Genomic DNA, 25887 nt, shown 5'->3' with positions numbered 1-25887 from the left:
GGGGCGGGTGCGCTTGATCCGGCCGGGTGGTTCAGGAGCGCGCGGCCCCGGTGAGGGTGCAGTCCGGCTGTGCCAGGTCCAGTTCGGACCCGGCGGTCAGGCAGTTCGTGATCATGTGGACCTGCTGGCCGTAGGCGCGACCCTGCTCGAAGGTGAGGTCGCCGTCCCCGTCCACCTCACAGGGGTTGTTGTCGGTGCACTCCCCGCCGTCCCGGTTGTGGGTGTTGTGGACCCCCACCACCGTGGAGCCGTCGGGGGCCAGTAGCGCCGAACCGGACATGCCCGGCTGGACAGCGCAGGCCTCGTCCGAGGCATAGCGGATCGCGTCGTCCTGCTCGTAGCCGCCCTCGCGCAGGTGCGGGACCACGGCTTCGGCGGAGCACTCCAGGCGGGTGTGGGGGACGAGCATGGTGAGCGGTTCGCCCGCGCGCACGGGCTCGGAGGCCAGGTCGAGGACCCTGGCCCCCTCCGACTCCAGCTGTCCGTAGGTCGTGTCCAGGCGGTAGAGCGCCACGTCGGTACCGGTCATCGTCGCGTACACCAGGCGCTCCAGACCGGCGGTGGCCCGGGGGTAGCCCTGGGGGCCGCCGACGTGCACCTCGCCGTCGGCCGGGCGGTCGACCAGCGCGCTTCCCGGGGCGGGGCGCTCCTCCTGCACGCAGTGGCCGTTGGTCAGCAGGAGCGCGGGGTCCTCCGTGCCCGAGGACGCGGTCCGCACCACCGAGCCCGCGCAGCCGCCCAGGCGCGCCGCCCCCTCCACGTTCGGGATCTTGTCGTCGGCGGGCACGTCGGTGCCGTCGATGATGCCCTCGATCCACTCGGTGTGCAGGGAGGCGTCGGTGAACCAGACCGGCGCGTCGTTCCCGCTCGGACCGCTGACCACGCCAGCCACGGCCCACTCCCCGTCCTCGTGGACCAGAGCGGGCCCACCCGAGTCCATGTTGGCCGCGTTGACGCTGCCGTCGCGGCTGCCGATGCACAGCTCGTCGGTGGGGCCCGCGGACCCGCACGCGGAGACCGGCTGGACCACAGTGTCGGCCTCGTGCAACCGTTCGGGATAGCACGCCGGATCGCCGCTGTCGTCGCAGGTCATGCCCCATCCCAGGAGCCGGGCCGGTGAGCCCTCCGCCGGGGTGCTGCGGGCGATGCGCACGGGTTCGGCCTCGACCGGGTCCGCCAGGTGCATCAGGGCGAGGTCCCTGCCCCAGAAGCCGCCCTCGTCGTTGTTGGTCGCCAGCCGGTAGTAGTGGTCGACCTCGGCCACCTCGCCCCCGGAGGTGCTGTCCAGCGACCCGATCCGGACCTTCCAGCCCTCGGGGACCCCCACCTTCGCGTTGGTCGGGTTCTTGCCGGCGCAGTGGCTGGCGGTCAGCACCCACTGGGGGGCCAGGAGCAGGACGCCGCAGCCGTGGCCGTCCTCGCGCGGGGGCGCCGGGTAGGAGGGCTGGAACGAACCCATGAAGGAGTAGGCACCGGTGGACTCGGTACCGCCCACGATCGCCTGCGCCGGGACCGCGGAGAACAGGGGTGCGGTGAGCGCGCACGCGGCACCGAGCAGGAGGAGTTGTCTACGCATGCGCCGGAACCTAGTCGGCCCCGTGTTGCGTAAATGTGTGGTGCCGCGCCGCAGCGGAGGCGTCCGCCGGGGCGCCCTCCGGCCGCCGCCCCGAACGCGTCCTGGGCCAGGTGGTAGCGCAAGAGGTCGGTGGGCTGCGTCTCCGGAATCGTCCGCACCCGCACTCCGTTCTCCACGGTTCGTCCTGGACGGCTTGGACACGTTCGTGCTCGGCCCGGCGGAGAACTCGGCCGCGCAGGTGGAACTGTTCGGTGCGCGCGGCCCGGTCCTGACGCCGAGGTCCGTTCCCCCCGTTCCGGGCGGCCACCCGGAACGGGGAAGGCGGACAAAAGTGGGCCGCACGGTGGCCGGTACGAGGAGAAGGGGCGGCGGGCCCCTTCGGACCCGCCGCCCCTCGTCCCGCGCCGTGCTACCTCGCCGGGAGGATACGGCCGGTGACCTCACCGAAGTCGATCCTCGTGCCGTCCGGGCCGGGCGCGGTGGCGGAGATGGTGACCTCGTCGCCGTCCTCCAGGAAGGCGCGTTCGGTGCCGTCGGGCAGCCGCAGCGGCTCCTTCCCCAACCACGTGAGTTCCAGGAGGCTGCCGCGCTGGGCCGCCTCGGGGCCGCTCACGGTCCCGGAGGCGTAGACGTCACCGGTCCGCAGGGACGCGCCGTTGACGGTCATGTGCGCGAGCTGCTGCGCGGCGGTCCAGTACATCTGCGAGAAGGGCGGCGTGGAGACCAGGTGACCGTTGAGCCGCACCTCCAGGCGCAGGTCCAGCCCCCAGGGCTGGGAGCCCTTCAGATAGGGCAGGGGCTCGGGGTCCTGGGCGGGCTGCTCGACCCGGGCCGACTCCAGCGCGGCGACGGGCACCACCCACGGGGAGACCGACGTGGCGAACGACTTGCCGAGGAACGGGCCGAGCGGCACGTACTCCCAGGCCTGGAGGTCGCGGGAGGACCAGTCGTTGAGCAGGAACACCCCGAACACGTGGTCCGCGAAGTCGTCCACCGCCACGCGCCCACCCATGGGGCTGGGCGCGCCCACGACGAAGCCCACCTCGGCCTCGATGTCCAACCGCGTCGACGGCCCGAACACCGGGGAGGGCTCGGTCGGGGGCTTGCGCTGGCCGGTGGGGCGGACGACGTCGGTGCCCGAGACCACGACGGTGCCCGAACGCCCGTGGTAGCCGATGGGCAGGTGCTTCCAGTTGGGGGTGAGCGGCTCCTGTCCCGGTCGGAAGATGCGGCCCACGTTGGTGGCGTGGTGCTCCGAGGCGTAGAAGTCCACGTAGTCACCGACCGTGAACGGCAGGTGCAGGGTCACCGAGGCGCGGTCCACCAGGTGCGGGCGCACCGCGGTCTCGTGGGCGGGGTCGGTGATCCACGAGGTGAGCGCGGCGCGGACCTGGTCCCACACGGGACGCCCTGCGGCCAGGAGCGCGTCCAGGTCGGGCCCGGAGACGGCGGCGGCGAAGGGGGCGTCGAGGGCGCGGGCGGCGGCACCGAGGTCCAGGACGTGCCCGCCGACGGCCACACCCACGCGGGTGGTGGGGTCGTCCGCCGTGGAGAACACGCCGTAGGGCAGGGTGGCCGGGCCGAACTGCGTGTCCGGGGCGATGTCGAGCCAGCTGTCGGGCATGGAGGAGCTTTCTGCGAGTGGGTGTGGTCAGGCGTGGAGCGCCCCGAGGACGACGAGGTCCTCCAGGGGGTCGCTGATGCTGCACGTGCCGAAGGAACGGAAGTGCGACCGGACCAGGGCGGCCTCGTCGGGGGTGAGCTGTCCGGCGCGTGCGGCCAGGGAGGGCCCGTCCCGGTCGGCGAGGACCTTGGCGGTCTCGGCTTCGCCCCCTCCGGTGAGCAGGGTGTGGGTGGCCAGCAGCACGTTGAGGAAGCCGTGCTGTTCGAAGCCCTCCACGGTGGTGTGGCGGACCGCGTGGTGGAGTCCGGCGGTGCACTTGAAGGGCACCCCGGCGGTGACGGCGGCGCCCAGCAGGGCGGCGAGTTCGACCTCGTCGGGGTGGGCCTCGGGGGTGAGTCCCCCGGTGCGGAACTTGGCGTGGGCACCGGTTCCGGCGAGGGCCGCGATGTCGTCGGCGGCGCCCGGGCCCCGGGCGACCTCCACGTAGCCGTCGGTCCCGGGCCCCAGTGCCCCGGCCACCGCGTCGGCGGTGGTGGCCGCCCGCCCGGGAGCGGACGCCACCTCGACCCCGGCCAGGTTCAGCGCCGGGTCGGAGCGTACGGCGTCGACCGCAGCCGCGACGCCGTCGGCCCCACCGGGGACGGTGACCACCAGCGCGAGCGGAGCGTGGTCGCCGTCGTCCCGGGAGAGCACCGTGCGCAGCTCGGCCAGGCGGGCGTCCGCCACCAGGAACGGCCCCACGTAGGGCGCCCTGCGGGAGTCCCGGTGCGCCCGGTGGGCGGGGATCGCCTCACCCATGGGCGCGTTGCCGGGCGGGAACAGCGCGGCGTCGTCGAACAGGGCCCGGTAGAGGCTCCGGTTGTCGCTCATGCCTGCTCCCGCCGTGCGCGCTGGCCCTTGGCCCAGGTCCAGGCGTAGCTGCCGTCGTCGACGGCGGCGCCGCCCTCACCCAGGTCCAGCGGACGGAAGGTGTCGACCATGACCGCGAGCTCGTCGAAGGCCTCCGCGCCCACGCTGCGCTCGTAGGCGCCGGGCTGCGGGCCGTGGGAGTGGCCACCGGGGTGCAGGGAGATGGAGCCCTGACCGATCCCGGAGCCCTTACGGGCCTCGTAGTCGCCGCCGCAGTAGAACATGACCTCGTCGGAGTCCACGTTGGAGTGGTAGTACGGCACCGGGATGGCGCCCGGGTGGTAGTCCACCTTGCGCGGCACGAAGTTGCAGATGACGAAGTTGTGGCCCTCGAACACCTGGTGGACGGGCGGCGGCTGGTGGACGCGGCCGGTGATGGGCTGGAAGTCGTCGACGTTGAACACGTACGGGTAGAGGCAGCCGTCCCAGCCGACCACGTCGAAGGGGTGGGTGGGGTAGGTGTAGCGGGTGCCGGAGATCCCGCCCGGGCCGTCGCCCCGGTGCTTGATGAGCACGTCCACGTTCTCGCCCTCGACCAGCAGGGGCCCGTCGGGGCCGCGCAGGTCGCGCTCGCAGTACGGGGCGTGTTCGAGCAGCTGGCCGTAGCGGGACAGGTAGCGCCGGGGCGGGGCGATGTGGCTGTTGGCCTCGACCACGTAGGCGCGCAGCGGCTCGTCGCCGGTGGGCACCCAGCGGTGCGTGGTCGCGCGCGGCAGGATGACGTAGTCGCCCCGGCCGACCTCCAGCAGGCCGAAGACCGTCTCCACCCGGGCGGTGCCGGACTCGACGTACACGCACTCGTCACCGATGCCGTTGCGGTACAGCTCCGAAGGGACTCCGGCGACGACGTAGGAGATGCGCACGTCACCGTTGCCCAGCACGAGGCGGCGGGACTCGACGACGTCGTCGGTGCGCCACTCCTCGTCCTGGAACAGGTCGTGGAGTTTGAGGTGGCGCGGCACCATCGGGGCGTTGCGGCGCAGGGACTGGTCGGGGACCTCCCACTCGGCGGCGTCGACGATCGCCGAGGGGATGGCCCGGTGGTACAGCAGCGAGGAGTCGGCGGAGAAGCCCTCCTCCCCCATCAGCTCCTCGTAGTACAGCCCGCCGTCCGGGTTGTGGTGCTGGGTGTGGCGGGTGCGGGGCACCTCACCGACCTTGCGGTAGTACGCCATGTCCGGTCTTCCTCCTTGGTTGGGTGGTCGGGGAACCGCGTCTACGCGGGGACGGTGTCGGTGGCCGGGTGTCCGAGGGCCGTGCGGACCGCAGCCCGCACGGCGTCGGTGTCGTCACCGGGGACGACGGCGGCGACGTGGGCGTCGGGCCGCACGAGCCAAACCTGTCCGGGCAGGGGTTCCAGGGCGCGGCGCAGGGCTCCGGTGGTGTCGATCTCGTCGATGAGCAGCGTGGTGACGGGTGCCCGGGTGGCGCCGGTCGCGGTGGCGTGCACGGCGGAGCGCGCCGCGCCCTCACCGAGCAGCAGTGTGAGCCCCTCCCGCAGGAGGGGGCGCAGGCGGGTGAGTTCGGGGCGGCCGGGCACGGTCACGGGGGCGTCGGGCAGGATCACGCCGGGGCAGGGTGCGGGGGCCAGCCCGCGCGGCGGACGGCCTCCGAAGGGGCGCTCGGGACACGCGGTGGTCAGCGCTGAGTCGGTGTACCAGAAGGGTTCGGCGAGGCGCCCCGAGTCCACGTTCGGGTGGGCCCCGGGGTCGGTGACCGCGCGTTCGAGGACGCTGACGCGCCGCTCGTGCTCGGCGTCGTCCTGGGGGACGAGGAAGCGCATGGTGGCACTGGTGACGTCGGCGTTCTCCAGGGCGGCCGCGTGGCGTTCGGTGTGGTAGCTCTCCAGGAGGTCCTCCCCCGCCCAGCCGTCGCGGACGTAGGCGAGCTTCCAGGCGGCGTTCTCGGCGTCCTGGACCCCGGAGTTGAGGCCGCGCGCGCCGAAGGGCGCGACCAGGTGGGCGTTGTCCCCGGCCAGCAGGACGCGTCCGGAGCGCATGCGGTCGGTGACCCGGGTGTGGAAGCGGTAGACCGAGTGCCACACGATCTCGTAGGGGGTGTCCCCGATGATCTGCCGGATGCGGGCGTCGAGGCGCCCGCTGGACTCCTCGGCCGACAGGTCGAAGTCGGAGGGCACCTGCCAGTCGATGCGGAAGACCGAGCCGGGGCACGGGTGGATGAGGACCTGGCGGCCGGGGTTCCACTCGGGGTCGAAGTAGAAGCGGCGTTCGCGGGCCCAGTCACCGAGGTCGGCGCGGATGTCGCAGATGAGGAAGCGGTCGTCGAAGCTGGTGCCGGAGAAGTCCAGCCCCAGGTCGTGGCGGACCACACCGCCGTGGGCCCCCAGGCAGGACAGGGCGTGGGTGCCGCGCAGGCGTACCGGCCCCCTCGGGGTGGCGCACTCGACGGTGACCCCGTCGGCGTCCTGGTCGATCCCGGTGACCTCGTGGCCCCAGCTGACCGCCACCCCCGCCTCCGCCAGGAGCTCGTCGAGGACCTCCTCGGTACGGGACTGGGAGATGTTGACGAAGGAGGGCAGGGAGGAGGCGCCGGGGTCGGGCAGGCGCACGCTGAACAGCTCGTGCCGACGGTAGAAGGTACGGGCCGTGTCCCAGGTCAGGCCCTCCTCGATGATCCGTCCGCCGCCGAGCCAGTCCCAGACGTCGAGGACGTCGCGTTGCTGGCAGATGGCCTTGGAACCGACGGCGTCGCGCTCGGGGCGGGCGTCGACGACCCGTACGGGGACCCCACGGCGGGCCAGCAGCAGGGCCGCGGTCTGTCCGACCGGCCCCGCGCCGAGCACCAGCACGGGGTCGGTGCCGGTGTCGGCCGGGGTGCGGGGCGCAGGGGGGCGCATGGTGGGCTCCGTTCGTGGGGCGCCCCGTACGGGCGCGTGGGGAGGGAGGGGTTCGGGGTCAGCCCTGGAGCTGGGCCCAGACCTCGCGGTCGCGCTCGGCGGTCCAGATGACGGGGCGCTCGACGCCGGAGAACTCGTCCCACAGGCGCGAGACGTCGAAGGGCAGGCAGTGCTCGAAGATCGGCCAGTGGCCGTAGTCGTCGACCAGGGCCGCGTGGGTGGCGGTGAAGGCCTCCTTGAGGGTGCCGCCGCGCTCGTGGACGGCGCCGACCTCGCGGATCATCACGTCGAGGAAGGTGCGGGTCTGCTCGATGGCGGCGTCGACCTCCTCGCGGCCGCGGCTGACGGCGCCGCGCCCGCCCACGAGCATCTCGGCGCCGAGGGCCTTGACCCGGTCGAGGGTGGTCCCGGCCCAGTCCCTGTGGAAGGCGTCGCCGGTGTACAGGGCGGCCTGGGCCTCGACGAGGTCTCCGGCGAAGAGGATCTTCTGCTTGGGCAGCCAGGCGACGATGTCGCCCTCGGTGTGGCCCCGGCCGAAGTACTCCAGGACCAGTTCGCCCCGGTCGCCGCCGAGGTCGATGGTGGTGCGGTCGGCGAAGGTCTGGGTGGGCCAGGTCAGGCCGGGGACGGAGTCGGCGTCCTTGGCCAGGCGGGGCATGCGGCCGAACTCGCTGGCCCAGTCCTCCTTGCCGCGCTCGCGGATGAGCTCGTGGGTCAGTTCGTGGGTGAGGATGACGGTGGCGTCGAAGGCGCTGGCGCCCAGGACGCGGACCGCGTGGTAGTGCGAGAGCACCAGGTAGCGGATGGGCTTGTCGGTGTGCTCGCGGAGTTGGGTGAGCCACTCCCTGGCGGCGGTGGGGGTGGCCAGTGCCTCGAAGGCCACCACGAAGTCCTCGCCCTCGATGGCGCCCACGTTGGGGTCCCCCTCGGCGGTGAGGGCGTAGACGCCGTCGGCCAGGACCTCCAGGGTCTGCTCCTTGGCCTCGGTGTCGGCGGATGAGGCGAACGGCTTGGCTGCCATGGTCGAAGGGCCCTTCACTCGTCGCGGGCGACTGCCGCCCAAATGATCAAACATTTGATGAAACAGACCCTAACGTGCTCCACGCCACAGGACCAAGAGGCCCACGACCACCACTCCAGTGATGCAGATCACGCCCCCAGGCTACCCACCGTGCTCCCCCTGTCACGGACGACGGGACCGAACCCGCCCCGTACTAGGCTGGTCGGCGTGACTCACGACACGGCACCCCCCGACGAGCTCACCTTCTGGTCGTTCGTGGACTACGCGGTGCACAAGGCCGAACGCGAGCTTCCCTCGGTCAACTCCGAGGCCATGCGCATGGTGCTGACCCTCAACCGGGCGACGAGCATGGTCGTCTACGACCTGGAGTCCTCCGTCCACCGCCCCCGGGGATGGACCTGGCCGGGGTTCCGCGTGCTCTTCGCCCTGTGGCTGGCGGGGCCCATGGAGGCCAAGACCACCGCCGAGATCTCCGGTATGAGTCGCGCCGCGCTGTCCGCCCTGCTCAACACCCTCGAACGCGACGGCCTCCTGAGCCGCGAACGTGCCACGCACGACCGCCGCGCCCTCCAGCTCAGCCTCACCGACGACGGATACGGGGCGATCCTGGGCGTCTTCCGCGCCCACAACCGCCGGGAGAGCGCGTGGGCCGAGGCGCTCGAACCCGAGGAGCGCCACGAGCTGGTCCGGCTGCTCAACAAACTGATGGCCGGGTCCACCGACGCCCAGGCCAAGTTCCGCAACTGAGAGGGGCCCGATGCGGGAGCTCCAACGCGCCGTGGCCTCGGCCACCGCCGTCGCCACGTCCCTCGGTCTGAGGACCGACGACGCGGTCGTCCTCCACCGCTCGAACCGGCTCACCCTGCGCCTGTTGCCCTGCGACGTCCTGGCCCGGGTGGCTCCCGAGGGCCACGGAGTCGCGCGGTTCGAGGTCGACCTCGCCCTCGTGCTCTCCGCCACCGCGAGCCCCGTGGCCGCGCTCGACCCCCGCGTGGCCCCGGACGTCCACCGACACGACGGGTTCGAGGTCACGCTGTGGACCCACCACGCGGGCCCACCGGAGGTCCCCGCGCCCGACTACGCCGACGCGCTCGCCCGGCTGCACCTCGGCATGCGCGCGGTCGACCACCCCACACCGCACTTCACGGACCGCGTGGACCAGGCCCGACAGCTCGTGTCCGACCCCGACCGCAGCCCGGAACTGACCGCCCCGGACCGGACGCTGCTCGCGGACACACTGGACGAGCTCGAACGAGGGATCGTCGGCCGCGCCCCGGACCAGCTCCTGCACGGTGAGCCGCACCCCGGCAACCTGCTCGCCACCGCGCGGGGACCACTCTTCGTCGACCTGGAGACCTGCTGCCGGGGGCCGGTGGAGTTCGACCTCGCGCACGCCCCCGACGAGGTCGCCGCGCACTACCCGGGCGCCGACCCGGACCTTCTGCGCGACTGCCGGCTCCTCGTGCTGGCGATGATCACGGCCTGGCGCTGGGACCGGGACGACCGGTTCCCCGACGGGCGCCGGGTGGGTACCGCGTGGCTGGATCGTCTGCGGACCGAAAGGGTCCAATCCCAGCGAAATGGCCCTTGAACGAGCCCACCGCGCCTGTGAGCATGCGACCCATGACCGCAACCCGCCTCAAGCAGGCCCAGAGCCAGTTCTCGCCCGAGGGCACCTACCTCAACACCGCCACCCACGGCCTGTTGACCCGCCGGGCACGGCTGGACCTGGAACAGAACCTCCGGGAGGTGAGTGCCGGACGGTTCTCCCCCGGTTCCGTCGACGGCGTCGTGGACGCCGCCCGCGCCACCTACGCACGGCTGACCGGTGTCGACACCGACCGGGTCGCGGTGGGTACCCACACCTCGCAGTTCGTCGGAACGGTCGCCGCGAGCCTGCCGCCCGGCTCCGAGGTCCTGCTCGCTGAGGGAGAGTTCACCTCGGTGGCCTTCCCCCTGATGGCCCGGGACCTCCGCGTCCGCGAGGTGCCCCTGGACCGCCTGCCCGACGAGGTCGGCCCGGGCACCGCGCTGGTGGCGGTCGCCGCCGTGCAGTCGGCCACCGGGCGGATCGCCCCGTTCGAGGCCCTGCGCGCCGCGTGCACCGACCACGGCGCCCGCCTGCTGCTCGACACCAGCCAGTCAGCGGGATGGCTGCCGACCCCGCTCGCGGACTACGTCGTGTGCAGCACCTACAAGTGGCTCCTGGGCCCGCGCGGCGCGGCCTTCCTGACCGGAACCGACGAAGCCCTGGCCGAGCTCTCCCCGCTCGCCCCCGGCTGGTACGCGGGTGCCGAACCGTGGAACTCCCTCTACGGCGGACCGCTGCGACTGGCCGAGGGGGCGCGCCGCCTGGACCTGGCCCCGGTGTGGCCCGCGTGGATCGGCCTGGCCCGAGGCCTCGAACTGCTCGAACAGGTCGGGCTGGAGACGGTCCACGCGCACGACGTGGCCCTGGCCGACAGGTTCCGGAACGCGCTGGGACTCGAAGCCACGGGCTCGGCGATCGTCTCCCTCGCCGTTCCGGACGGAACCGCCGAACGCCTCCATGAGGCGGGGATCCTCGCGGCGCTCCGCGACGGACGGCTGAGGGTGGGTTTCCACCTCTACAACACCGAAGAGGACGTGGACCGTCTGGTCACGGCGCTGACCTAGGCCGGTCCCCCAGGGGGACCGGCCGCGCGCTCAGGTGCGTTCCACCACGAACACGGGGATGAGCCGGTCCGTCTTCTCCTGGTAGTCCGCGTAGGGCGGGTAGGCCTCCACGGCACGGTCCCACCACCGCTGACGCTCCTCGCCCCGGACCTCCCGGGCGCGGGCGGCGAAGGGAGTGGGGCCGTCCTGGAGCGCGACCTCGTCGGGGGCGGCGCGGAGGTTGCCCACCCACGCGGGGTCCTCGGGTGCTCCGCCCTGGGAGCCGATCACCGCGTAGGCGCCGTCGTGCTCCACGCGCATGAGGGCGGACTTGCGGACCTTGCCGCTGCTGTGCCCGCGTGTGGTCAGGATGATCACCGGCATGCCGGTGTCCATGAGCGTGTTGCCCTCCCGGCCCCCGGTGCGTTCGTACAGCTCCACCTGATCTCGGACGAACTTCGACGGACTCGGCTCGTACTCGCCCTGGAGTACGCCACTGGCGGTCATCGCTCTCCCCGGTGTTCGGCTACGGAATCCACCCCGATCGTGCCATGGCGGCCCGGCGCGGCGGAGCCCGACTCGCCTTGCCGCTCGCCAGCCCCCGTCAGAAGCTCTGGTCGCGGAAGGGGGCCCCGGGGCGGAAGAGGGGCCGTGCCCAGGTCGGACACCGCCTCACCGCCAGCGTCTGTCCCGGGTCGTCGTCAGATCCGGGTCGGAGGAGCGCTCATCGCCGCCGCGAGGAACGTGATCGCCCACCGCCGGGCCGCTTCGCCCGGTCCTGGGGAGCCGCAGCCAGGCGTGGGCTGCTGGTGGACCTCCAGGCGATCGACGGCCGTCACGGCGAGGCTCCCCCGCATCCGGAACCACAGTTCCTCCGGGGGGAGGCCGGGCAGTGCGCGCGTGAAGGCGGCGAGGTAGCGCTCGCGGACCGAGTCCTCGGCCGGGCCGGTCCAGCTGCGTACCTCCTCGGCGGGGTCGCTGAGGATCGTCACGATCAGCCGGGACGTCCGGGCGCCCTCGTCACCGGCCCGCATCCCGTCGAACATCGGCCCCACGAACGCCTCCACCAGTGCGGCGACCGACGGGTCGGGGGTCCGGGCGAGCAGTCGGTCGAGCCCGGCGTACTGGGCGGCGTTGATGGGCTCGATCACGCGGCGGGCGACCGCCGCCATCAGCTCCGCCTTCGAGCCGAAGTGGTAGCCGACGGCGGCCAGGTTGGCTCCCGCGAGTGTGGTGATCGCGCGCACTGAGGTGCCGCGGTATCCGTGCTCAGCGAAGAGGTGCTCGGCCGCGTCGAGGATCTGGGTCCGGGTGTCTGGGGTCGCCACACAAGCGACTATACATATGTATGATTCAAACAAACGTTTGATTCAAACGATCGTGTGAAAGAGGACTGCCATGAAACTGCTCGTGTACGGCGCCGGGGTGTGCGGCAGCCTGTTCGCCGCCCACATGCATGAGGCCGGCCACGATGTCTCGCTCCTCGCCCGGGGCGAGCGTCTGACAGCTCTGCGCCGACACGGCGTGCGGCTCGCCGAGGAGGACGGCCCCGTGGTCAAGCGGGTGCCGGTGCCGGTGGTCGAGCGCCCGGAGGGCGGGTACGACCTGATCACCGTCTTCGTCCGCGCCCACCAGGCGGACACGGTGCTGGAACCACTCGCCGGTGTCCGGGGGGACGTGCTCTTCATGCTCAACTGGGCGGGCGGACCGGAGGCGCTGAGCGCGGGGATCGGCCACGAGCGGCTGCTGCTCGGTTTCCCCACGACCGGCGGCACGATGGACGGGGACGTGGTCCGCTACCGCAGGAGCAACGTCGTCACCCGCCGGGTCGCGATTCCGATCGGCGAACCCGACGGCCGCACCACCCCGCGGCTGGAACGGATCGTGGAGACGTTCCGCACCGCCGGGCTCAACGCCAGGGCCGAGCCGCGGATGGATGCCTGGCTCAGGACGCACGCGGCGTTCTCGGTACCGCTCGGGCAGGCGGCGTACGAGGCGGGCGGCCCGGTGGCGCTGGCCGACGACCCGGACGCGGTCCGCGGCGTGGTGCACGTCATGCGGCAGAACCTCGCCGGGTTGGAGACACCGCCTGTGCCTCGCGCGTTCGCGGTGTTGGGGACGCTGCCGGAGGGGCTCCTCGTGGCCGTGTTCCGACGGTTCCTGAGGAGCCCGACGGCCGTGCACAGCGGACTCGACGACTCCTCGTCCGCCACGGCGGCCGAACTCGACCGGCTGGCCGAACAGCTCCGTGGCCCCGCGGGAGCCCGCTGAGCGGCCACCACGCGGCGTTGCCTTCCCTGAAAGATCCACCGTGGTCAGCCCCGCGCACGTGGGGACGGGCCGACGTGTGGCCCGTGTGTCCCTAGCCTGCGGGGGCGGCGGGGACCGCAACGAGCAGCATCAGTGGGGCGGCGAGGAGCGACGCCCATCTGATCCCGACCTCCACCGGCGACCTACCGGTGTGGAACGCGAGCGGCGACCTGAACATCCACCACCTCTTCCCCCTGACCCTGAGCGGCCACGCCAGCGGCACCCCCGACCGGGTCATCCAGTCCCCCAGGACGTGCGTCAACGCCCCCACGGCCACCGTCAGGCCGATCAGCCACGGGGCCCCGCCCGGGGCGTACACCGCCGTCGTCGCGCACACCAACGCGAGGATCGCCACCGCGACCCCCCGCTCCCGTCCGGGCCCCCTCAGCGACCGGGCGACCGTGCCCGTTCCCAGGGCGGCCATCGCGAACACCACCACCCCGGTCCCCAGGGGCGCGACGGCGGCCACCAGATATCCGAGCAGGCCGAACACCACCACTGCGGGCAGCGTGTGGGTGAGGTGGCGGTGCCCGCCGTCCTTGCCCGCCTCCAGCTCGTAGCGGGTGCCCGTCGCGGTGTACACGCGCCGTGACAGCGCCCGCAGGCCCGTCGACGTCTTCTCCGACAGCAGTCCCAGGGACCGGCCCACGGACGATCCCGGCTCGTCGAGATCGGGGAGGAGGGCGGCACCCGCGCCGACAGCGGCGCACACGAGGACGTCGGTGACCTCCGAGCCGGCGAGGGCGCCGACCGCCGCACCGGCGAGCACACCGGTCGCGGCGTGCGAAGAACCCATCATGGAAGACCTCCGGGGGTAGGGGGAACTCTCACCCGAAAGCTTCCCAGGACCTCCGGTGGGCGGGTGCCCCGGCGGGGCACCCGCTCGCGGTCTAGAAGATGACCCCGCAGAAGGGCGCGTCGACGCGGTGCAGGGCCGCGTCCAGACGGGCCACGGTGCCCGGGGTGTGCTCGGTGATCAGACCCGCGCGCTGGAAGCCGGTGAGCGTGGTCTGGCCCAGGTGGGCGGCGCCGAGGTGGGACACGTCCAGGGACAGGTCGGGGGCCGCGTCGGTGAGCTCCACCCGGGCGCCGTCCGTGTCGGCCTTGATCCGCCACCGTCCGGCGTTCCACGGCGCGTGGCGGTCGGTGACGGCCACGACCCCCTCGAAGGGGGCGGCGTAGGGGCGCTCGGTGAGGGCACCGGCCACGTCGACCAGGCGCACCCACAGGGAGGGGAAGTGCCTGGCCACCGCGCGGCCCCGGTCCGGGAGGAGGTGGTGGAGCGGGCAGTCGGCGGGCAGGAACGGGAAGAAGACCTTGGCGACCAGGTCCCGGCTGAACAGGTGGTCGAACAGGGCGGCCCAGGCGGCGGGGGTGGTGGCGGTGATCTCCTGGACGTGCGCCTCACCCTGGGCGCCGTCGTCCTCCCACTTGGCCTTGACCCGGTACAGGGCGTAGCCGAGGGGGCCGTCCGCGTTGCCCACGACGGCCGCCACCAGCGGTCCCTTGTCGCCGCGCCGGGAGGGGGCGTCGAACAGCGCCCGGTCCCACCAGGGCTTCGTGCGGCGGAACTGGCCGACCTGGACCGCGCAGACGGCCTCGTGCACGGTTTCGAGGTCGGTGCGGACCCGCTCCGGTTCGCGCAGGACCACGCGCAGGTCCGGGTCGCGGGGCGCGTCGGCGCGCAGCGCGCCGTGGGGGCGGCTGAGGATCGTGTCCAGTTCCGTACAGGCGTTGCCGTAGCCGAAGCGCTCGTAGATGGAGCCCTCGGAGGCCCACAGGGCGGCGTAGCGCACGCCCGCGGCGTGGACGTCCGCGAGCTGGCGGCGCATGAGGGAGCTGAGCACGCCCCGGCGGCGGTGGGTGGGCCACACTCCGACACCGGTCACCCCGGCCACGGGCACGCGCCCGGAGGGCATCGTCATCTCGAAGGGGAAGTGGTTGGCGGTGCCGATGACCTCGCCCTCGGCCTCGTCCACGGCGACCAGGGCCCGCTCGTAGCCGACCTCGTCGTGCAGCGGTCTCATCCGCTCCAACAGGCCGTCGACGTCCTCGGGGAACAGCAGGCTCTGTCCGAACACTCTGGCCGCCTGCGCGAATTCGTCCGCGTCGGTGTGGCGCACGGTCCAGCCCTGCTTCGGCGGGTTGAAGTCCGCCTTCTTGATGTCGGTCATACGGTCAGGCTTACCAGTGACGACGAAGCGGCGGCCAGTGGTTTTGGGCGTGCTCTGGGCCTCCCTTCGGGCAGGCCGCGTGAGTAAGGCGGGCCGGGGTGGGGCACGCTCTGGTCGTGACGACACGACGAATCCCCTCCCTCTCCCCCACGCTGGTCGTCGGGGTGGACGCGGGAGGCACCACCACCCGTGCCCTGGTGACCACACTGACCGGCGAACGGCGGGGAGAGGCCAGGTCCGGGGGTGCCAACCCCAACACACACGGCCCCGAGGTCGCCGCGGAGCGGCTGACCGAGGCGATCGGCGCGGCGCTGGACCGGGCGGGGCCCGGGGCGCGCGACGCCGTGGCCGCCACGGTGGTCGGGCTGGCCGGGTACTCCGGGCTGCGCGACGCGGGTGTGCGCGCCCGGCTGGACAAGGCGCTGGCCAAGGCCGGGTTGAGCCCCACGGGCGAGGAGTTCTCCGGCGACGACACGGTCGCCTTCGCCTCGGGGACCTCCGAGCGCGACGGCACGGTCCTCATCGCGGGGACCGGGGCGATCGCCACCCGGATCGAGGGCCGTGAGCGGGGACGGTCGGCGGACGGCATGGGCTGGTTGATCGGGGACGAGGGCTCGGCGTTCTGGATCGGCCACCAGGCGGCCCGGGAGACCGCGCGCCAGTTGAGCCGGGGCGGCGATCTCAGCCCCCTGGCCCGGACGGTGGCCAAGCGGGTCATCCCCGGTCAGCGGCCCAGCGGCCCTGAGCGGTGGCCCGAGGAGCACGCCCGCAACTTCGCGCGCACCCTGACCTCCGCCCCGCCGATCCGTCTCGCGGCCCTGGCTCCGCTGGTCTCGGAAGCGTACGAGCACGACCCTGCGGCCGTGGTGATCGTGAACGCCGCCGCGGGCCACCTGGCGCAGTCGGTGCACCAGGTGCGGGTGCCCGGGGAGCACCTGCCGGTGGTCCTGTCCGGCGGGGTGCTCACCGGGTCCGCTCCGGTCCGGGAGGCGCTCACCCACAAGCTCACCATGGGGACCGGCGCGCCGGTACTCATGGCCGGGAGCACGTCGGGCGGCGCGGCCTGGCTGGCGGCCCTGCGCGCGGGTGCGGACGAGCGCGACGTGGACCTGCACGGCGTCTTCACGGAGGGCGTCTCCTGAGGCGCCCCGGTTTGCCCGGCGCGACCACGGCCCCCTAGTGTTAGGTTTACCTAACCTAATGGAGGGGGAGTCGTGACGGAGCGGCAGCAGCGTCCGAAGAGGACCGTGCACACCGGCCGGGTCGAGCGCGTGGAGCGCCTGACCCCGCACATGGTCCGGGTGGTCCTGGGCGGCGAGGGGTTGTCCGACTTCGCCACGGACGGCTCGACCGACAGCTACGTGAAGCTGCTGTTCCCGCCCCCGGCGCACGACGACCCCGAGGACTTCGACCTCGACGCGGTCCGCGCCGAGCGGCCCCGTTCGGAGTGGCCGGTCACCCGCACCTTCACCGTGCGTTCCTGGGACGCGGGCGAGCTGACCATCGACTTCGTGTACCACGGCGAGGTCGGCCTGGCCGGGGTCTGGGCCGCGGCGGCCCGGCCCGGTGACCGGCTGCGCCTCCTCGGCCCCGGCGGCGGTTTCGCGCCGGACGCCGAGGCCGACTGGCACCTGTTGGCCGGAGACGAGAGCGCGCTGCCCGCCATCGCCGCGAGTGTCGAGGCCCTTCCCGAGGGCCGCCCGGCGCACGTGTTCGTCGAGGTCGACGGCGCGGCCGAGGAGCAGCACCTCACCGATCGCCCGGACGTCCACGTGACCTGGCTGCACCGCGACGGCGGCGTCCCGGGGTCCCGGCTGGTCCCGGCCGTGCGTTCGCTGGAGTTCCCGTCCGGCGAGGTGCGGGCCTTCGTGCACGGTGAGGCCAACTTCGTCCGCGACCTGCGCCGCCTGCTGCGCGTCGAGCTCGCCCTGCCCAAGGAGCACCTGTCGGTCTCCGGGTACTGGCGGCTGGGCCGCGACGAGGACGGCTGGCAGGCCTCCAAGCCGGAGTGGAACCGGAGCGTGGAGGCCGAGGAGGCCGCCGCCCTCGCCTCCTGACTCACAGGTCCAGGGCGTCCAGCGCGATCAGGTAGCCCTCGTTGAAGGTCGGGAACTGGGGCACGGAGTCGCGCAGGTCGGTGATCGGCAGACCCAGGCGGATCGCCAGGGCCGCGGTGTGGATCCACTCCGAGGCCTGCGCCCCGAAGGCCCAGGCCCCCACCAGCACCCCTCGGTCGCGGTCGGCCACCAGCCCCAGCGTTCCGCGCGGGTCGGTCTCCATGGTCCAGGGGCGGGCCAGCACCGAGGTCAGGTCGGTCTCGGAGGTGGCCGTGTCCAGACCCTGCTCCCGGGCCTGCTCCGAGGTCAGCCCCACGGCGGCGATCTCCGGGTGGGAGAACACCACCCGGGGGACCCCGGTGTAGTCGGCCGTCTGGTCGCCGCCGAGGATGTTCGCGCTGACCACCCTCCCCTGGTACTTGGCCACGTGGGTGAACATCGCCCGGGCGGTGACGTCCCCGACGGCCCACAGGCCGGGGGCGACCCGGCAGTGGTCGTCCACCGGCAGGGCCCCGCGGTCCGGTTCGACTCCGAGCTCGGCCAGGCCGAGCCGGTCACCCCGTGGCACCCGCCCGGTGGCCAGGACCATCACGTCGGCCCGGACGCGTTCACCGCCGGACAGCACGGCGAGGACACCGTCACCGTCCCTGGTCACCGAGTTCACCTGGCTGCTCAGGTGGACGGTGGTCCCGTCCCGGTCGAACTGGTCGCTGATCAGCTCGCACAGCCGGGGCTCCTCGCGGTCCAGCAGCCGGGGCCCGCGCTGGACGACGGTGACCCGGGTGCCCGCGCGCGCCAGGAACTGGCCCAGCTCGACGCCGACCGCGCTCCCCCCGACCACCAGCGCGGTCCGGGGGATCTCCGTGAGCGTGGTGGCCTCACGGTTGGTCCACAGCACGTCCGGGCCCAGCTCCTCCAGTCCCTCGATCGGCGGGACCAGCACGCTGGCGCCCGTGGCGACCACCACGTGGTCGGCGGTGTACTCGGTGGTGCCGACCGCCACCCGCCACGGGTCACGGCCCACCACCCGCGCGTCGCCGCGCAGGACCAGGGCACCGCGTTCCCGGTAGCCCTCGGCCTGTCGGGAGTCGTCCAGGTGCCGGATCATCTGGTCCCGGTAGGCACGCAGCGCGGGCCACTCCAGGGCGGCCTCACCGACCCCGGCGGCCCCGGCGGCCTCGGCGCGCACCTCGGGCGCACGCAGCAGGGTCTTGGTGGGGACACAGGCCCAGTAGGCGCACTCACCACCGACGAGGTCGCGTTCGACCACCGCCACCCGCCGCCCGGCGGTCAGCAGACGGTCCGCGACCGTCTCACCGCCCGGCCCCATGCCGATCACGATCGCGTCCAGGTGTTCCATGTGCCTCGCTCCGCCCGTGGTCCGGTGGTTCACCCCCGATGGTGTCCGGCGTCGGCGGGACACCGGGGAACCGACACGCGTGACGGTTCCCCGGCTGGCGCCGTCTCACGCCCGGTCGCACCGCCGGATCCGCGAGGTCCCCTCCTTGGCCAGGTCACGCCCGCGCGGCGAACGCGCGACGGGCTCCGTCCGCGCGTGTGGAGAAGCCGCGACCCGCTGACCCGGACGACCGGGGGCCGACACGGGCGACCGTGTCGGCCCCCGGTCGTCCGGGGCGTGATGGAATGGCCGGTCAGTGGACCCCTCCACACTCGTCGCTGCGCACAAGGGACCCCCACGGCCATGTCCACGCTCGACCTGCTCCTCCTCCTGGACCTCCTCGGCATCCTGGCGTTCTCGCTGGACGGGGCACTGACCGCCATCCGCACCGCGCGGGTGGACCTCGTCGGTGTCATGGTGCTGGGGATGGTGACCGCCCTGGGCGGCGGCATCCTCCGCGACGTCCTGCTGGGCCAGACCCCGGCCACCTTCCAGGACTGGCGGTACCTGGCCACGGCGCTGGCCGGGGGGACCCTGGCGTTCTTCCTCAGCCGTCAGCTCACCCACCTGACCCGGCCCATCCTGGTGTTCGACGCCGCCGGGCTCAGCCTGTTCGCCGTGATCGGGGCGACCAAGGCGCTGGAGTTCGGCTTCGGGCCGCTCCAGGCGGTGCTGCTGGGCGTCATCACGGGTGTGGGCGGCGGCACCATCAGGGACGTGCTGCTCAGCCGGGTGCCGACGGTGCTCAGCGCCAACTCGCACCTGTACGCCGTCCCCGCGATGATCGGGGCGCTGTTCGTGGTGGTCGTGGACCTGACCGGTTTCGGTCCGGGCTGGATCGCGGTGATCGGCTCGCTGCTGTGCTTCACCCTGCGCGTCCTGGCCCTGCGCTACCGCTGGAACGCCCCGAACCCGCCCGGGGCACCGCCCCTGTAGGGGTTCCGGTCAGGGCTGGACGGTGATCTGCCACAGGTGGCCGTCGGGGTCGGCACACGTTCCCGAGTAGCCCCAGGGCTGCCGCTCGGCCGCGCCGACCACCTCTCCCCCGGCCTCCCGGACCCGTCCCAGGAGCTCGTCGACGGCCGCCTCGGTGGAGAACGTCCTGGTCAGCAGGCACTCGCTGGTGCCGGGCGGAGCGAGTCGGCGGGTCTCACCCAGGACCCAGGCGAGTCCGTCGGCGGGAACGAGCGTCAGCACGGCGTGGTCGTTGACCCGCAGCCGCAGCGGTTCGGGCACGCCGTCCTCGGCGGGCTCGCCCAGGGCCTCGAACCCGAAGGCGTCCCGGTAGAAGACCATCGCGCGCCACCGGTCGGCGATGGGGAGGGCGATCTCGAAGGGGGCCTCGGTCATGGTGGTCCTTTCGTCCGGGCTCGGCGCCGTGGGACACGGCGCTCCGTTCGTCCGTACCGACCTCCGGGGTCGGCGGAACTCATCGGTCCCGGACCCTCCGAACGGATCGGCGCCGGTTCAGGTCCGGAGGCTGCGGGCCGCGGTGCGGCGCAGGGTGGCGACCATGTCGGGGACCGGCTCCGGCGGTCGGAGCCGGTGCACGGTGTAGATCTCCCTGGCCAGCCGGGTGCCGCGCAGGGGTCGGCTGACCCACCCCCCGCCGTGCGAGGCGTCGAGGATGCTCTGGGGGATGAGGGCGATCCCCACCCCGGCGGTGATGAGCGCCAGGGCGACCTCGTAGTCGCGCGTCTCGTAGGCGACGCTCAGGCGCACCCCGGCGGCCGCGGCGGCGGTGTCCAGGCTGATCCGGTTGTGGATGCCGGGGGCGCCGCAGATCCACTCCTCGTCGGCCAGGTCCACCAGGGAGAGTTCGGTGTCGCTGATGGAATGGCCGGTGGGCGCCACCACCAGGAGCGGGTCCACCAGGAGGCGTTCGCGGTGCAGGCCGCCAGCGCGGGGCAGCGGCACCCCCGGGTAGCGGTGGGTGATGAGCAGGTCGAGGTCGCCGGAGGTGACCAGGCCGAGGCCGCCGGGCGGTTCGATGTCGGACAGCGACAGCCGCACATGGGGGTGTTCGTGGCCGAAGGCGGCGAGCGCCCCGGGGAGCAGGACCTTGCCCGCGCTGGCGAAGGCGCCCAGGGACAGGCGGTCGGCGCGGTCTCCCGCGAAGGCGCGGACGGCGGACTCGGCGTCGCGGAGTTCGCCCAGGACCCGTTCGCCGTGTTCGAGCAGGACCTCCCCGGCCCTGGTCAGGGTCGCCCCGGTGCGGCCGCGTTCCACCAGGCGGCAGCCGACCTCGCGTTCCAGTTTGGTGAGCTGCTGGGACAGGGCGGGCGGGGTGAAGGAGAGGCGGTCGGCGGCGGCCGCGATCGATCCGGCGTGCGCGATCTCCACGAGCACGCGCAGACGGTTGGCGTCGAGCACACGATCACCCCTTCCTGGCACGACACGGTCCTTTAGGACAAAGCATGACACAAAGTTCTTCTTAACATTCTTTAGCAGACCCAACTTTAAGTTAATGGTCAGTAGCGGCAGAGTGGGACCATGAGCACCACGACCGCGCCCGCCGTGCCCACGGCCACCGACGTCCGCGCCGCAGCCGAGCGCATCGCACCGTACGCCCGCCGGACCCCGGTCATGCGTGCCGAGATCGACGGGCGCCCCCTCACCCTGAAGCTGGAGCACCTCCAGCGCACGGGCGCGTTCAAGCTCCGCGGCGCCCTCAACGCCCTGCTCGGCGGCGAGCCCACCGACCGGGTGATCACCGCCTCCGGGGGCAACCACGGCCTCGGCGTGGCCACCGCCGCGGGCATGCTGGGGGTGCACGCCACGGTGTACGTGCCCGAGACGGTGCCAGAGGCCAAGGCCGCTCCCCTGGCGGCCACCGGCGCGGAGATCGTCCGGGTCGGTGAGGAGTTCGCGGTGGCGGCCGAGGCGGCGCTGGCCCGCGCGGAGTCCGAGGGCGTCCGCTACCTGCACGCCTACGACGACGCGCTGGTGGTCGCGGGCCAGGGCACCCTCGGCCTGGAGATCGCCGCCGACGCGCCCGAGTGCGACTCGATCGTGGTCGCGGTGGGCGGTGGCGGTCTGGTCGCCGGGGTACGCCTGGGCGCCGAGGGGCGTCAGGTGGTCGGAGTCGAGCCCGAGGGCTGCCGGAGCCTGGGCGCCGCGCTGGAGGCCGGTCACCCGGTCCGCACCCCGGTGGACTCGGTCGCCTCGTCCGCGCTGGGCGCGTCCACCTTCGGCCGGGTGCCCTTCGAGGTCCTGCGCGCGAACCCGGTGACGACGGTGCTGGTCAGCGACGCCGAGATCATCAGCGCGCAGACCCGCCTGTGGCAGGAGTTCCGCATCGCCGCCGAGCCCGCCGCCGCCGTTCCCTTCGCCGCCTGGCTGGCCGGGCGCGTGCCGGGCGACAACCCGTGCCTGGTGGTGTGCGGGGCCAACGCCGACTGGCGCCCGCACAGCTGACCTCCCCCGCTCCGACGGGCCCGACCTCCCTGTTTCCGCCGGTACGTGACGTGCGGCACTCTGTGTGCGGCAGGTCATCATTACCGGTGAGTCACCCTTACATTGAGGTCGGCTCCGTCCGACAACACAAGGGAGAACACGTGCTCTACGGTGCGTTGCGGCATACCGCGGCGGTCCTCGCCCGGACCCTGTGCCGACCGACCATCGAGGGCCGTGAGAACGTCCCCGCCACGGGTGCGGTCCTGCTCGCCAGCAACCACCTGTCGTTCGTGGACAGCGTCGTCATCCCCCTGTCGGTCACCCAGCGCCCCGTGCGGTTCCTCGCCAAGTCGGACTACTTCGAGGGCACCGGGATCAGGGGGCGCGTCACCAAGACGGTGTTCGGCTCCCTGGGCGCCATGCCGGTCCAGCGCGGCAACGCCCGCGACGCCATGGTGTCGCTGGAGATGATGCTGGACCGCCTGAACGAGGGTGAGGCCTGCGTGGTCTACCCCGAAGGCACCCGTTCCCGTGACGGCCGCCTGTACCGGGGCCGCACCGGCGTCGCCCACCTGGCCCTGGAGTCCAAGGCGCCCATCGTGCCGGTCGCGGTCTCGGGCACCCAGCAGGTGCAGCCCATCGGCGCCGGCATGCCGCGCCCCCGCCCCTTCACCGTGCGTTTCGGCGAGCCGATGGACTTCTCGACCGGCTTCGACGGCATGGCCCCCGGCAAGGCCCGCAGGGTGATCACCGACGAGGTCATGGACGCCATCCACGCGCTGTCCGGCCAGGAGCGGGCCGACGAGTACAACAGCTTCGGCGGCGACGAGTAGGACGGGCGCGTGCGGGGCGGGCCCCGTTCGGGACCCGCCCCGCATCCACGTCGGCGGACTCAGCCGCGTCGCGGCTCCTCGTCGCGCTCGGCTCCGCGCGGGTGGGGGCCCGGACCCAGGAGACCGACGGCCAGGGCGGCCCAGGCCAGGGCCGCGGCGCCCCACAGCAGCCAGGTGACGCCCGCGAGCTCCACCACCCCGCCGCCGACCAGCGCGCCCAGGGCGATCGAGGCGGTGAAGGCGCCCACGTAGAGTCCGGTGACGTGCTCGACGCGGTCCGGTGCGGCACGGGTCATCCAGATCTGCCCGGCCACCGACACCCCTCCGTAGGCCACACCCCACAGGGCGATCCCGGCACCGGCGGCCAGGGGGACCGTGCCGAGCAGGGCCAGCACGGCGACGGCGGTGCCGACACCGGCCGCCAGCCCCAGGACGGTGGCCCTGGTGCGGTGGGCGGCCACCGCCCCGGCGGCGAAGTTCCCCACCAGGCCGAACACCCCGTACACCAGCAGGAGCAGGGCGATGGCCGAGGGATCCAGACCGGCGCGTTCCTCCAGGACCGGACGTACGTAGGTGTAGGCGGCGAAGTGCGCGGTGACCAGCAGGACCACGACGCCCAGCCCGACCAGGACCGGTGGGGTGAACAGGGTCGGCGCGGGGCCCGCCGCGGGGTGCGCGGCGGTGGGACGGGGCAGGCGGGGCAGGAACAGCGGCAGGGCGACCGCCAGGACCACGGCGGCCACCGCCAGGGCGGCGAAGGCGGCCCGCCAGCCGAGGGCGTTCCCGATCACGGTGCCCAGCGGCACTCCGACCACCGAGGCGGCGGCGACCCCGCTGACCGCGAAGGACACCGCCAGCGCCGCCCTCGCCGGGGTGACGAGGCGGATCGCCACCGCCGCCGCCAGCCCCCAGACAGCGCCCATACCGACCCCGAGGATCACGCGGGCCGCGACGAGCACGGCGAAGCCCGGGGCGAGGGTGGTCAGGACGTTGCCGAGGGCGAGCACCACCATGGCGGCGGCCAGCACCGCGCGCCGGTCGAGGGCGCCGAGCAGGCGCGGGACCAGCGCGGCGGTGACGGCCGCGACCAGGCCGGTGACGGTGAGGCTGGATCCGGCCGCCCCGGCCGTGATGCCCAGTCCCTCCGCCATGGGAGTCAGGACGCCGACCGGCAGCATCTCGGAGGTGACGACCACGAAGGTGCTCAGGGACAGCACGGCGACCGCCGTCCACTGCCGGAGCGCGGTGCGGCCCGCCCCGGGTGGTTCGGCGGGTGTACGGGTGGGGGTCGTCGGGGACGACGCGGTGGGACTCATGGATCCAGCCAAGCGGCCGCGAGGGCGGCGAACAACAGCGATCCGCTCAGCGATCGTTGAGCTAGGCTCAACGATATGGCGAGCACGAGCGCACCCGTGGACGGCGCGTTGAACCAGGTCCACGTCCAGCAGATCGAGTGCCTGATCGTGCTGGCGGAGGAGCTGCACTTCGGCCGCACCGCCGAACGGTTGGGGTTCTCCCCCAGCCGGGCCAGTCAACTCGTCTCCGCGCTCGAACGCCGCGTCGGGGCGCGCCTGGTGGAGCGCACCAGCAGGCGGGTGTCGCTCACCCGGTTCGGATCGCAGTTCGTGGAGGAGGTGCGGCCCGCCTACGAGAACCTGGCCGCCACGTTCCTGCGCGCCCGCGACAGGGCGATGCGCGGATCGTTGCGGGAGCTGCGGATCGGCTTCAACGGGAGTGTCCACGTGCAGGTGGCCGAGGCGTTCCGGCTGCTGCGGGGCGAGCACGGGGTGACGGTCGCGCTGAGCGAGATCCCCCTGGGGTCCCCGTTCTCGGACGTGGTGGCGGGCCGACTGGACGCGGCTCTGGTGGAACTCCCCGTCCACGAGGGTGAACTGACCGTGGGCTTCCGGTTCCCACCGCAGGACCGCCTCCTGGCGGTGTCCGCCGACCATCCGCTGGCGGACGGGGGTCGGCTGCACGTGGAGGAGCTGACCCGGTTCGACCTGCTGCGCCCGGCCGGTGAGGCACCGGACTACTGGATGGCGGCGCGGGTGCCGCCCACCACCCCGGCGGGCGCGCCCCTCCGTTCCGGGACGAGCGTGCACACCATGCAGGAGGGGCTGGCCCTGGTGGCCGCCGGGGCGCACGCCATGCTGGTGTGCCGCCCCCTGGCCGAGGAGATCACCCGGGCCGACCTGCGGTGCCTGGCGGTGGAGGGGCTGACCGAGCCGTCCCAGCTGGGCCTGGTCTGGCGCACCGACCGCGCCACCCCGCAACTGACCGCCCTGGCGGACCTCCTGGCCGGGGTCTACGGAAGCTAGGGTTCCGTGGTTCAAGTCATCGCAAAACACCAGCTCACGGCTTGATAGGCAAGTGATGACTTGCCTATAGTGGTCGGGTGTCCGACGAACTGTTCAAGGCCCTGGCCGACCCGACCCGCCGCGTCATCCTGGACGAGCTCCGCGAACGGTCCGGGCAGACCCTGTTCGAACTCTGCGCCCGGCTGGCGACCAGGCACCAGCTCGGCATCTCGCGCCAGGCGGTCTCCCAGCACCTCGCGGTCCTGGAGAAGGCGGGCCTGGTCGAGAGCAGGCGCGAGGGACGCTACAAGTTCCACGACATGAACCCGGAGCCGCTCGGACACATCGTCGAGCGGTGGCTGGGACCGAACCCGCGGGAGAGCGACTCATGAGAATCCACATCAACAGCGTCTTCGTCGACAGCCAGGTCAAGGCCCTGGACTTCTACACGAACGTGTTGGGCTTCGTGAAGAAGCACGACGTGCCCATCGGTGAGCCCGAGGGTGAGAACCGCTGGCTGACCGTGGTCTCCCCGGAGGACCCGGAGGGGGCCGAGCTGCTGCTGGAGCCCTCAGGGCACCCCGCCGTGGCCCCCTACCGCGCGGCGCTGAACGACGACGGCATCCCGGCGACCCAGTTCCAGGTGGACGACGTCCACGCCGAGTACGAGCGGCTGCGCGCCCTCGGGGTCACCTTCACCCAGGCCCCGCTGACCATGGGCCCGGTCACCACCGCCGTGCTGGACGACACCTGCGGCAACCTCATCCAGATCGTCACCCCCGTCTAGTCCCGGGCGG

The 25887-nt window shown here is 73.0% G+C and carries 26 protein-coding genes; 12 read left to right on the top strand and 14 right to left on the bottom strand.

The window, feature by feature from the left end:
* Positions 1-31: 31 nt before the first annotated feature.
* From AC0VYL_RS12830 to AC0VYL_RS12805, 6 genes are all read right to left on the bottom strand, one after another.
* Complete coding sequence (locus tag AC0VYL_RS12830) at positions 32-1576, bottom strand: trypsin-like serine protease (protein WP_475483278.1); 1545 nt, start codon at positions 1574-1576, stop codon at positions 32-34.
* A 409-nt stretch (positions 1577-1985) separates the two neighbouring features.
* On the bottom strand, positions 1986-3200 hold the full coding sequence (gene fahA, locus AC0VYL_RS12825; RefSeq protein WP_475483277.1) for a fumarylacetoacetase: 1215 nt from the start codon (positions 3198-3200) through the stop codon (positions 1986-1988).
* 27 nt (positions 3201-3227) lie between these two features.
* Positions 3228-4070: a hypothetical protein gene (locus AC0VYL_RS12820; RefSeq protein WP_475483276.1), complete on the bottom strand. Its 843-nt coding sequence runs from the start codon at positions 4068-4070 to the stop codon at positions 3228-3230.
* Positions 4067-5284 (bottom strand): cupin domain-containing protein, encoded by a 1218-nt coding sequence (locus tag AC0VYL_RS12815; RefSeq protein WP_475483275.1) that lies wholly within the window; start codon positions 5282-5284, stop codon positions 4067-4069. The genes AC0VYL_RS12820 and AC0VYL_RS12815 overlap by 4 nt, the downstream gene beginning before the upstream one ends.
* Before the next feature lie 41 nt (positions 5285-5325).
* Positions 5326-6966, bottom strand: coding sequence for an FAD-dependent monooxygenase (locus AC0VYL_RS12810; protein WP_475483274.1), 1641 nt, complete (start codon positions 6964-6966; stop codon positions 5326-5328).
* A gap of 58 nt (positions 6967-7024) precedes the next feature.
* Positions 7025-7987: an MBL fold metallo-hydrolase gene (locus tag AC0VYL_RS12805; protein ID WP_475452643.1), complete on the bottom strand. Its 963-nt coding sequence runs from the start codon at positions 7985-7987 to the stop codon at positions 7025-7027.
* A 207-nt stretch (positions 7988-8194) separates the two neighbouring features.
* On the opposite strand from AC0VYL_RS12805, the gene AC0VYL_RS12800 reads away from it, so the two are divergent.
* The 3 genes from AC0VYL_RS12800 to AC0VYL_RS12790 are packed head-to-tail and all read left to right on the top strand — an operon-like array spanning position 8195 to position 10642.
* Complete coding sequence (locus AC0VYL_RS12800; protein ID WP_475452641.1) at positions 8195-8734, top strand: MarR family winged helix-turn-helix transcriptional regulator; 540 nt, start codon at positions 8195-8197, stop codon at positions 8732-8734.
* Positions 8735-8744: 10 nt separating this feature from the next.
* Positions 8745-9578 carry a phosphotransferase enzyme family protein gene (locus AC0VYL_RS12795; RefSeq protein WP_475483273.1) on the top strand — a complete coding sequence of 278 codons (834 nt, stop codon included), beginning with the start codon at positions 8745-8747 and terminating at the stop codon, positions 9576-9578.
* Positions 9579-9601: 23 nt separating this feature from the next.
* Positions 9602-10642, top strand: coding sequence for an aminotransferase class V-fold PLP-dependent enzyme (locus AC0VYL_RS12790; RefSeq protein WP_475483272.1), 1041 nt, complete (start codon positions 9602-9604; stop codon positions 10640-10642).
* A gap of 30 nt (positions 10643-10672) precedes the next feature.
* Here the strand turns inward: AC0VYL_RS12790 and AC0VYL_RS12785 are convergent, their stop codons facing one another.
* Positions 10673-11128, bottom strand: a complete 456-nt coding sequence (locus tag AC0VYL_RS12785; protein WP_475452635.1) for a nitroreductase family deazaflavin-dependent oxidoreductase — start codon at positions 11126-11128, stop codon at positions 10673-10675.
* 194 nt (positions 11129-11322) lie between these two features.
* On the bottom strand, positions 11323-11949 hold the full coding sequence (locus AC0VYL_RS12780; protein ID WP_475483271.1) for a TetR/AcrR family transcriptional regulator: 627 nt from the start codon (positions 11947-11949) through the stop codon (positions 11323-11325).
* A 70-nt stretch (positions 11950-12019) separates the two neighbouring features.
* Here AC0VYL_RS12780 and AC0VYL_RS12775 point away from each other — a divergent pair, with 70 nt between their 5' ends.
* Positions 12020-12892: a ketopantoate reductase family protein gene (locus AC0VYL_RS12775; protein ID WP_475483270.1), complete on the top strand. Its 873-nt coding sequence runs from the start codon at positions 12020-12022 to the stop codon at positions 12890-12892.
* A gap of 91 nt (positions 12893-12983) precedes the next feature.
* On the opposite strand, the gene AC0VYL_RS12770 is transcribed toward AC0VYL_RS12775, so the two are convergent.
* Both AC0VYL_RS12770 and AC0VYL_RS12765 read right to left on the bottom strand, forming a co-directional pair.
* The gene (locus tag AC0VYL_RS12770; protein WP_475483269.1) at positions 12984-13730 is read right to left on the bottom strand and encodes a metal-dependent hydrolase; all 747 of its coding nucleotides are present in this window, start codon (positions 13728-13730) and stop codon (positions 12984-12986) included.
* A 91-nt stretch (positions 13731-13821) separates the two neighbouring features.
* On the bottom strand, positions 13822-15105 hold the full coding sequence (locus tag AC0VYL_RS12765) for a GNAT family N-acetyltransferase (RefSeq protein ID WP_475452627.1): 1284 nt from the start codon (positions 15103-15105) through the stop codon (positions 13822-13824).
* 164 nt (positions 15106-15269) lie between these two features.
* On the opposite strand from AC0VYL_RS12765, the gene AC0VYL_RS12760 reads away from it, so the two are divergent.
* Both AC0VYL_RS12760 and AC0VYL_RS12755 read left to right on the top strand, forming a co-directional pair.
* Complete coding sequence (locus tag AC0VYL_RS12760) at positions 15270-16247, top strand: N-acetylglucosamine kinase (protein WP_475483507.1); 978 nt, start codon at positions 15270-15272, stop codon at positions 16245-16247.
* 72 nt (positions 16248-16319) lie between these two features.
* Positions 16320-17162, top strand: coding sequence for a siderophore-interacting protein (locus AC0VYL_RS12755; protein WP_475483268.1), 843 nt, complete (start codon positions 16320-16322; stop codon positions 17160-17162).
* A gap of 1 nt (position 17163) precedes the next feature.
* Here the strand turns inward: AC0VYL_RS12755 and AC0VYL_RS12750 are convergent, their stop codons facing one another.
* A complete protein-coding gene (locus AC0VYL_RS12750) occupies positions 17164-18522 on the bottom strand; it encodes a dihydrolipoyl dehydrogenase family protein (protein WP_475483267.1) in 1359 nt (452 codons plus the stop codon).
* Positions 18523-18864: 342 nt separating this feature from the next.
* Between AC0VYL_RS12750 and AC0VYL_RS12745 the strand changes: the two genes are divergently transcribed.
* Complete coding sequence (locus AC0VYL_RS12745; protein WP_475483266.1) at positions 18865-19497, top strand: trimeric intracellular cation channel family protein; 633 nt, start codon at positions 18865-18867, stop codon at positions 19495-19497.
* 9 nt (positions 19498-19506) lie between these two features.
* On the opposite strand, the gene AC0VYL_RS12740 is transcribed toward AC0VYL_RS12745, so the two are convergent.
* Complete coding sequence (locus tag AC0VYL_RS12740) at positions 19507-19911, bottom strand: VOC family protein (protein WP_475483265.1); 405 nt, start codon at positions 19909-19911, stop codon at positions 19507-19509.
* 117 nt (positions 19912-20028) lie between these two features.
* Complete coding sequence (locus AC0VYL_RS12735) at positions 20029-20934, bottom strand: LysR family transcriptional regulator (protein ID WP_475483264.1); 906 nt, start codon at positions 20932-20934, stop codon at positions 20029-20031.
* Between the two features lie 120 nt (positions 20935-21054).
* Between AC0VYL_RS12735 and AC0VYL_RS12730 the strand changes: the two genes are divergently transcribed.
* On the top strand, positions 21055-21978 hold the full coding sequence (locus AC0VYL_RS12730; protein ID WP_475483263.1) for a serine/threonine dehydratase: 924 nt from the start codon (positions 21055-21057) through the stop codon (positions 21976-21978).
* 140 nt (positions 21979-22118) lie between these two features.
* Positions 22119-22790: a lysophospholipid acyltransferase family protein gene (locus tag AC0VYL_RS12725; RefSeq protein WP_475483262.1), complete on the top strand. Its 672-nt coding sequence runs from the start codon at positions 22119-22121 to the stop codon at positions 22788-22790.
* A gap of 59 nt (positions 22791-22849) precedes the next feature.
* Here the strand turns inward: AC0VYL_RS12725 and AC0VYL_RS12720 are convergent, their stop codons facing one another.
* Positions 22850-24106, bottom strand: a complete 1257-nt coding sequence (locus tag AC0VYL_RS12720; RefSeq protein WP_475483261.1) for an MFS transporter — start codon at positions 24104-24106, stop codon at positions 22850-22852.
* 75 nt (positions 24107-24181) lie between these two features.
* Between AC0VYL_RS12720 and AC0VYL_RS12715 the strand changes: the two genes are divergently transcribed.
* The 3 genes from AC0VYL_RS12715 (at position 24182) to AC0VYL_RS12705 (ending at position 25877) form a co-directional block, all read left to right on the top strand.
* Positions 24182-25111 (top strand): LysR family transcriptional regulator, encoded by a 930-nt coding sequence (locus tag AC0VYL_RS12715; protein WP_475452609.1) that lies wholly within the window; start codon positions 24182-24184, stop codon positions 25109-25111.
* 77 nt (positions 25112-25188) lie between these two features.
* A complete protein-coding gene (locus tag AC0VYL_RS12710; RefSeq protein WP_475452607.1) occupies positions 25189-25482 on the top strand; it encodes an ArsR/SmtB family transcription factor in 294 nt (97 codons plus the stop codon).
* Positions 25479-25877 (top strand): VOC family protein, encoded by a 399-nt coding sequence (locus AC0VYL_RS12705; RefSeq protein ID WP_475483260.1) that lies wholly within the window; start codon positions 25479-25481, stop codon positions 25875-25877. Before AC0VYL_RS12710 ends, AC0VYL_RS12705 begins: the two co-directional genes overlap by 4 nt.
* Positions 25878-25887 lie beyond the last annotated feature (10 nt).

This window comes from Nocardiopsis sp. iso_238 (assembly GCF_056173325.1).
Note: the sequence above shows the minus strand (reverse complement) of the source record. Positions and strands in the feature narration are given on the sequence as shown.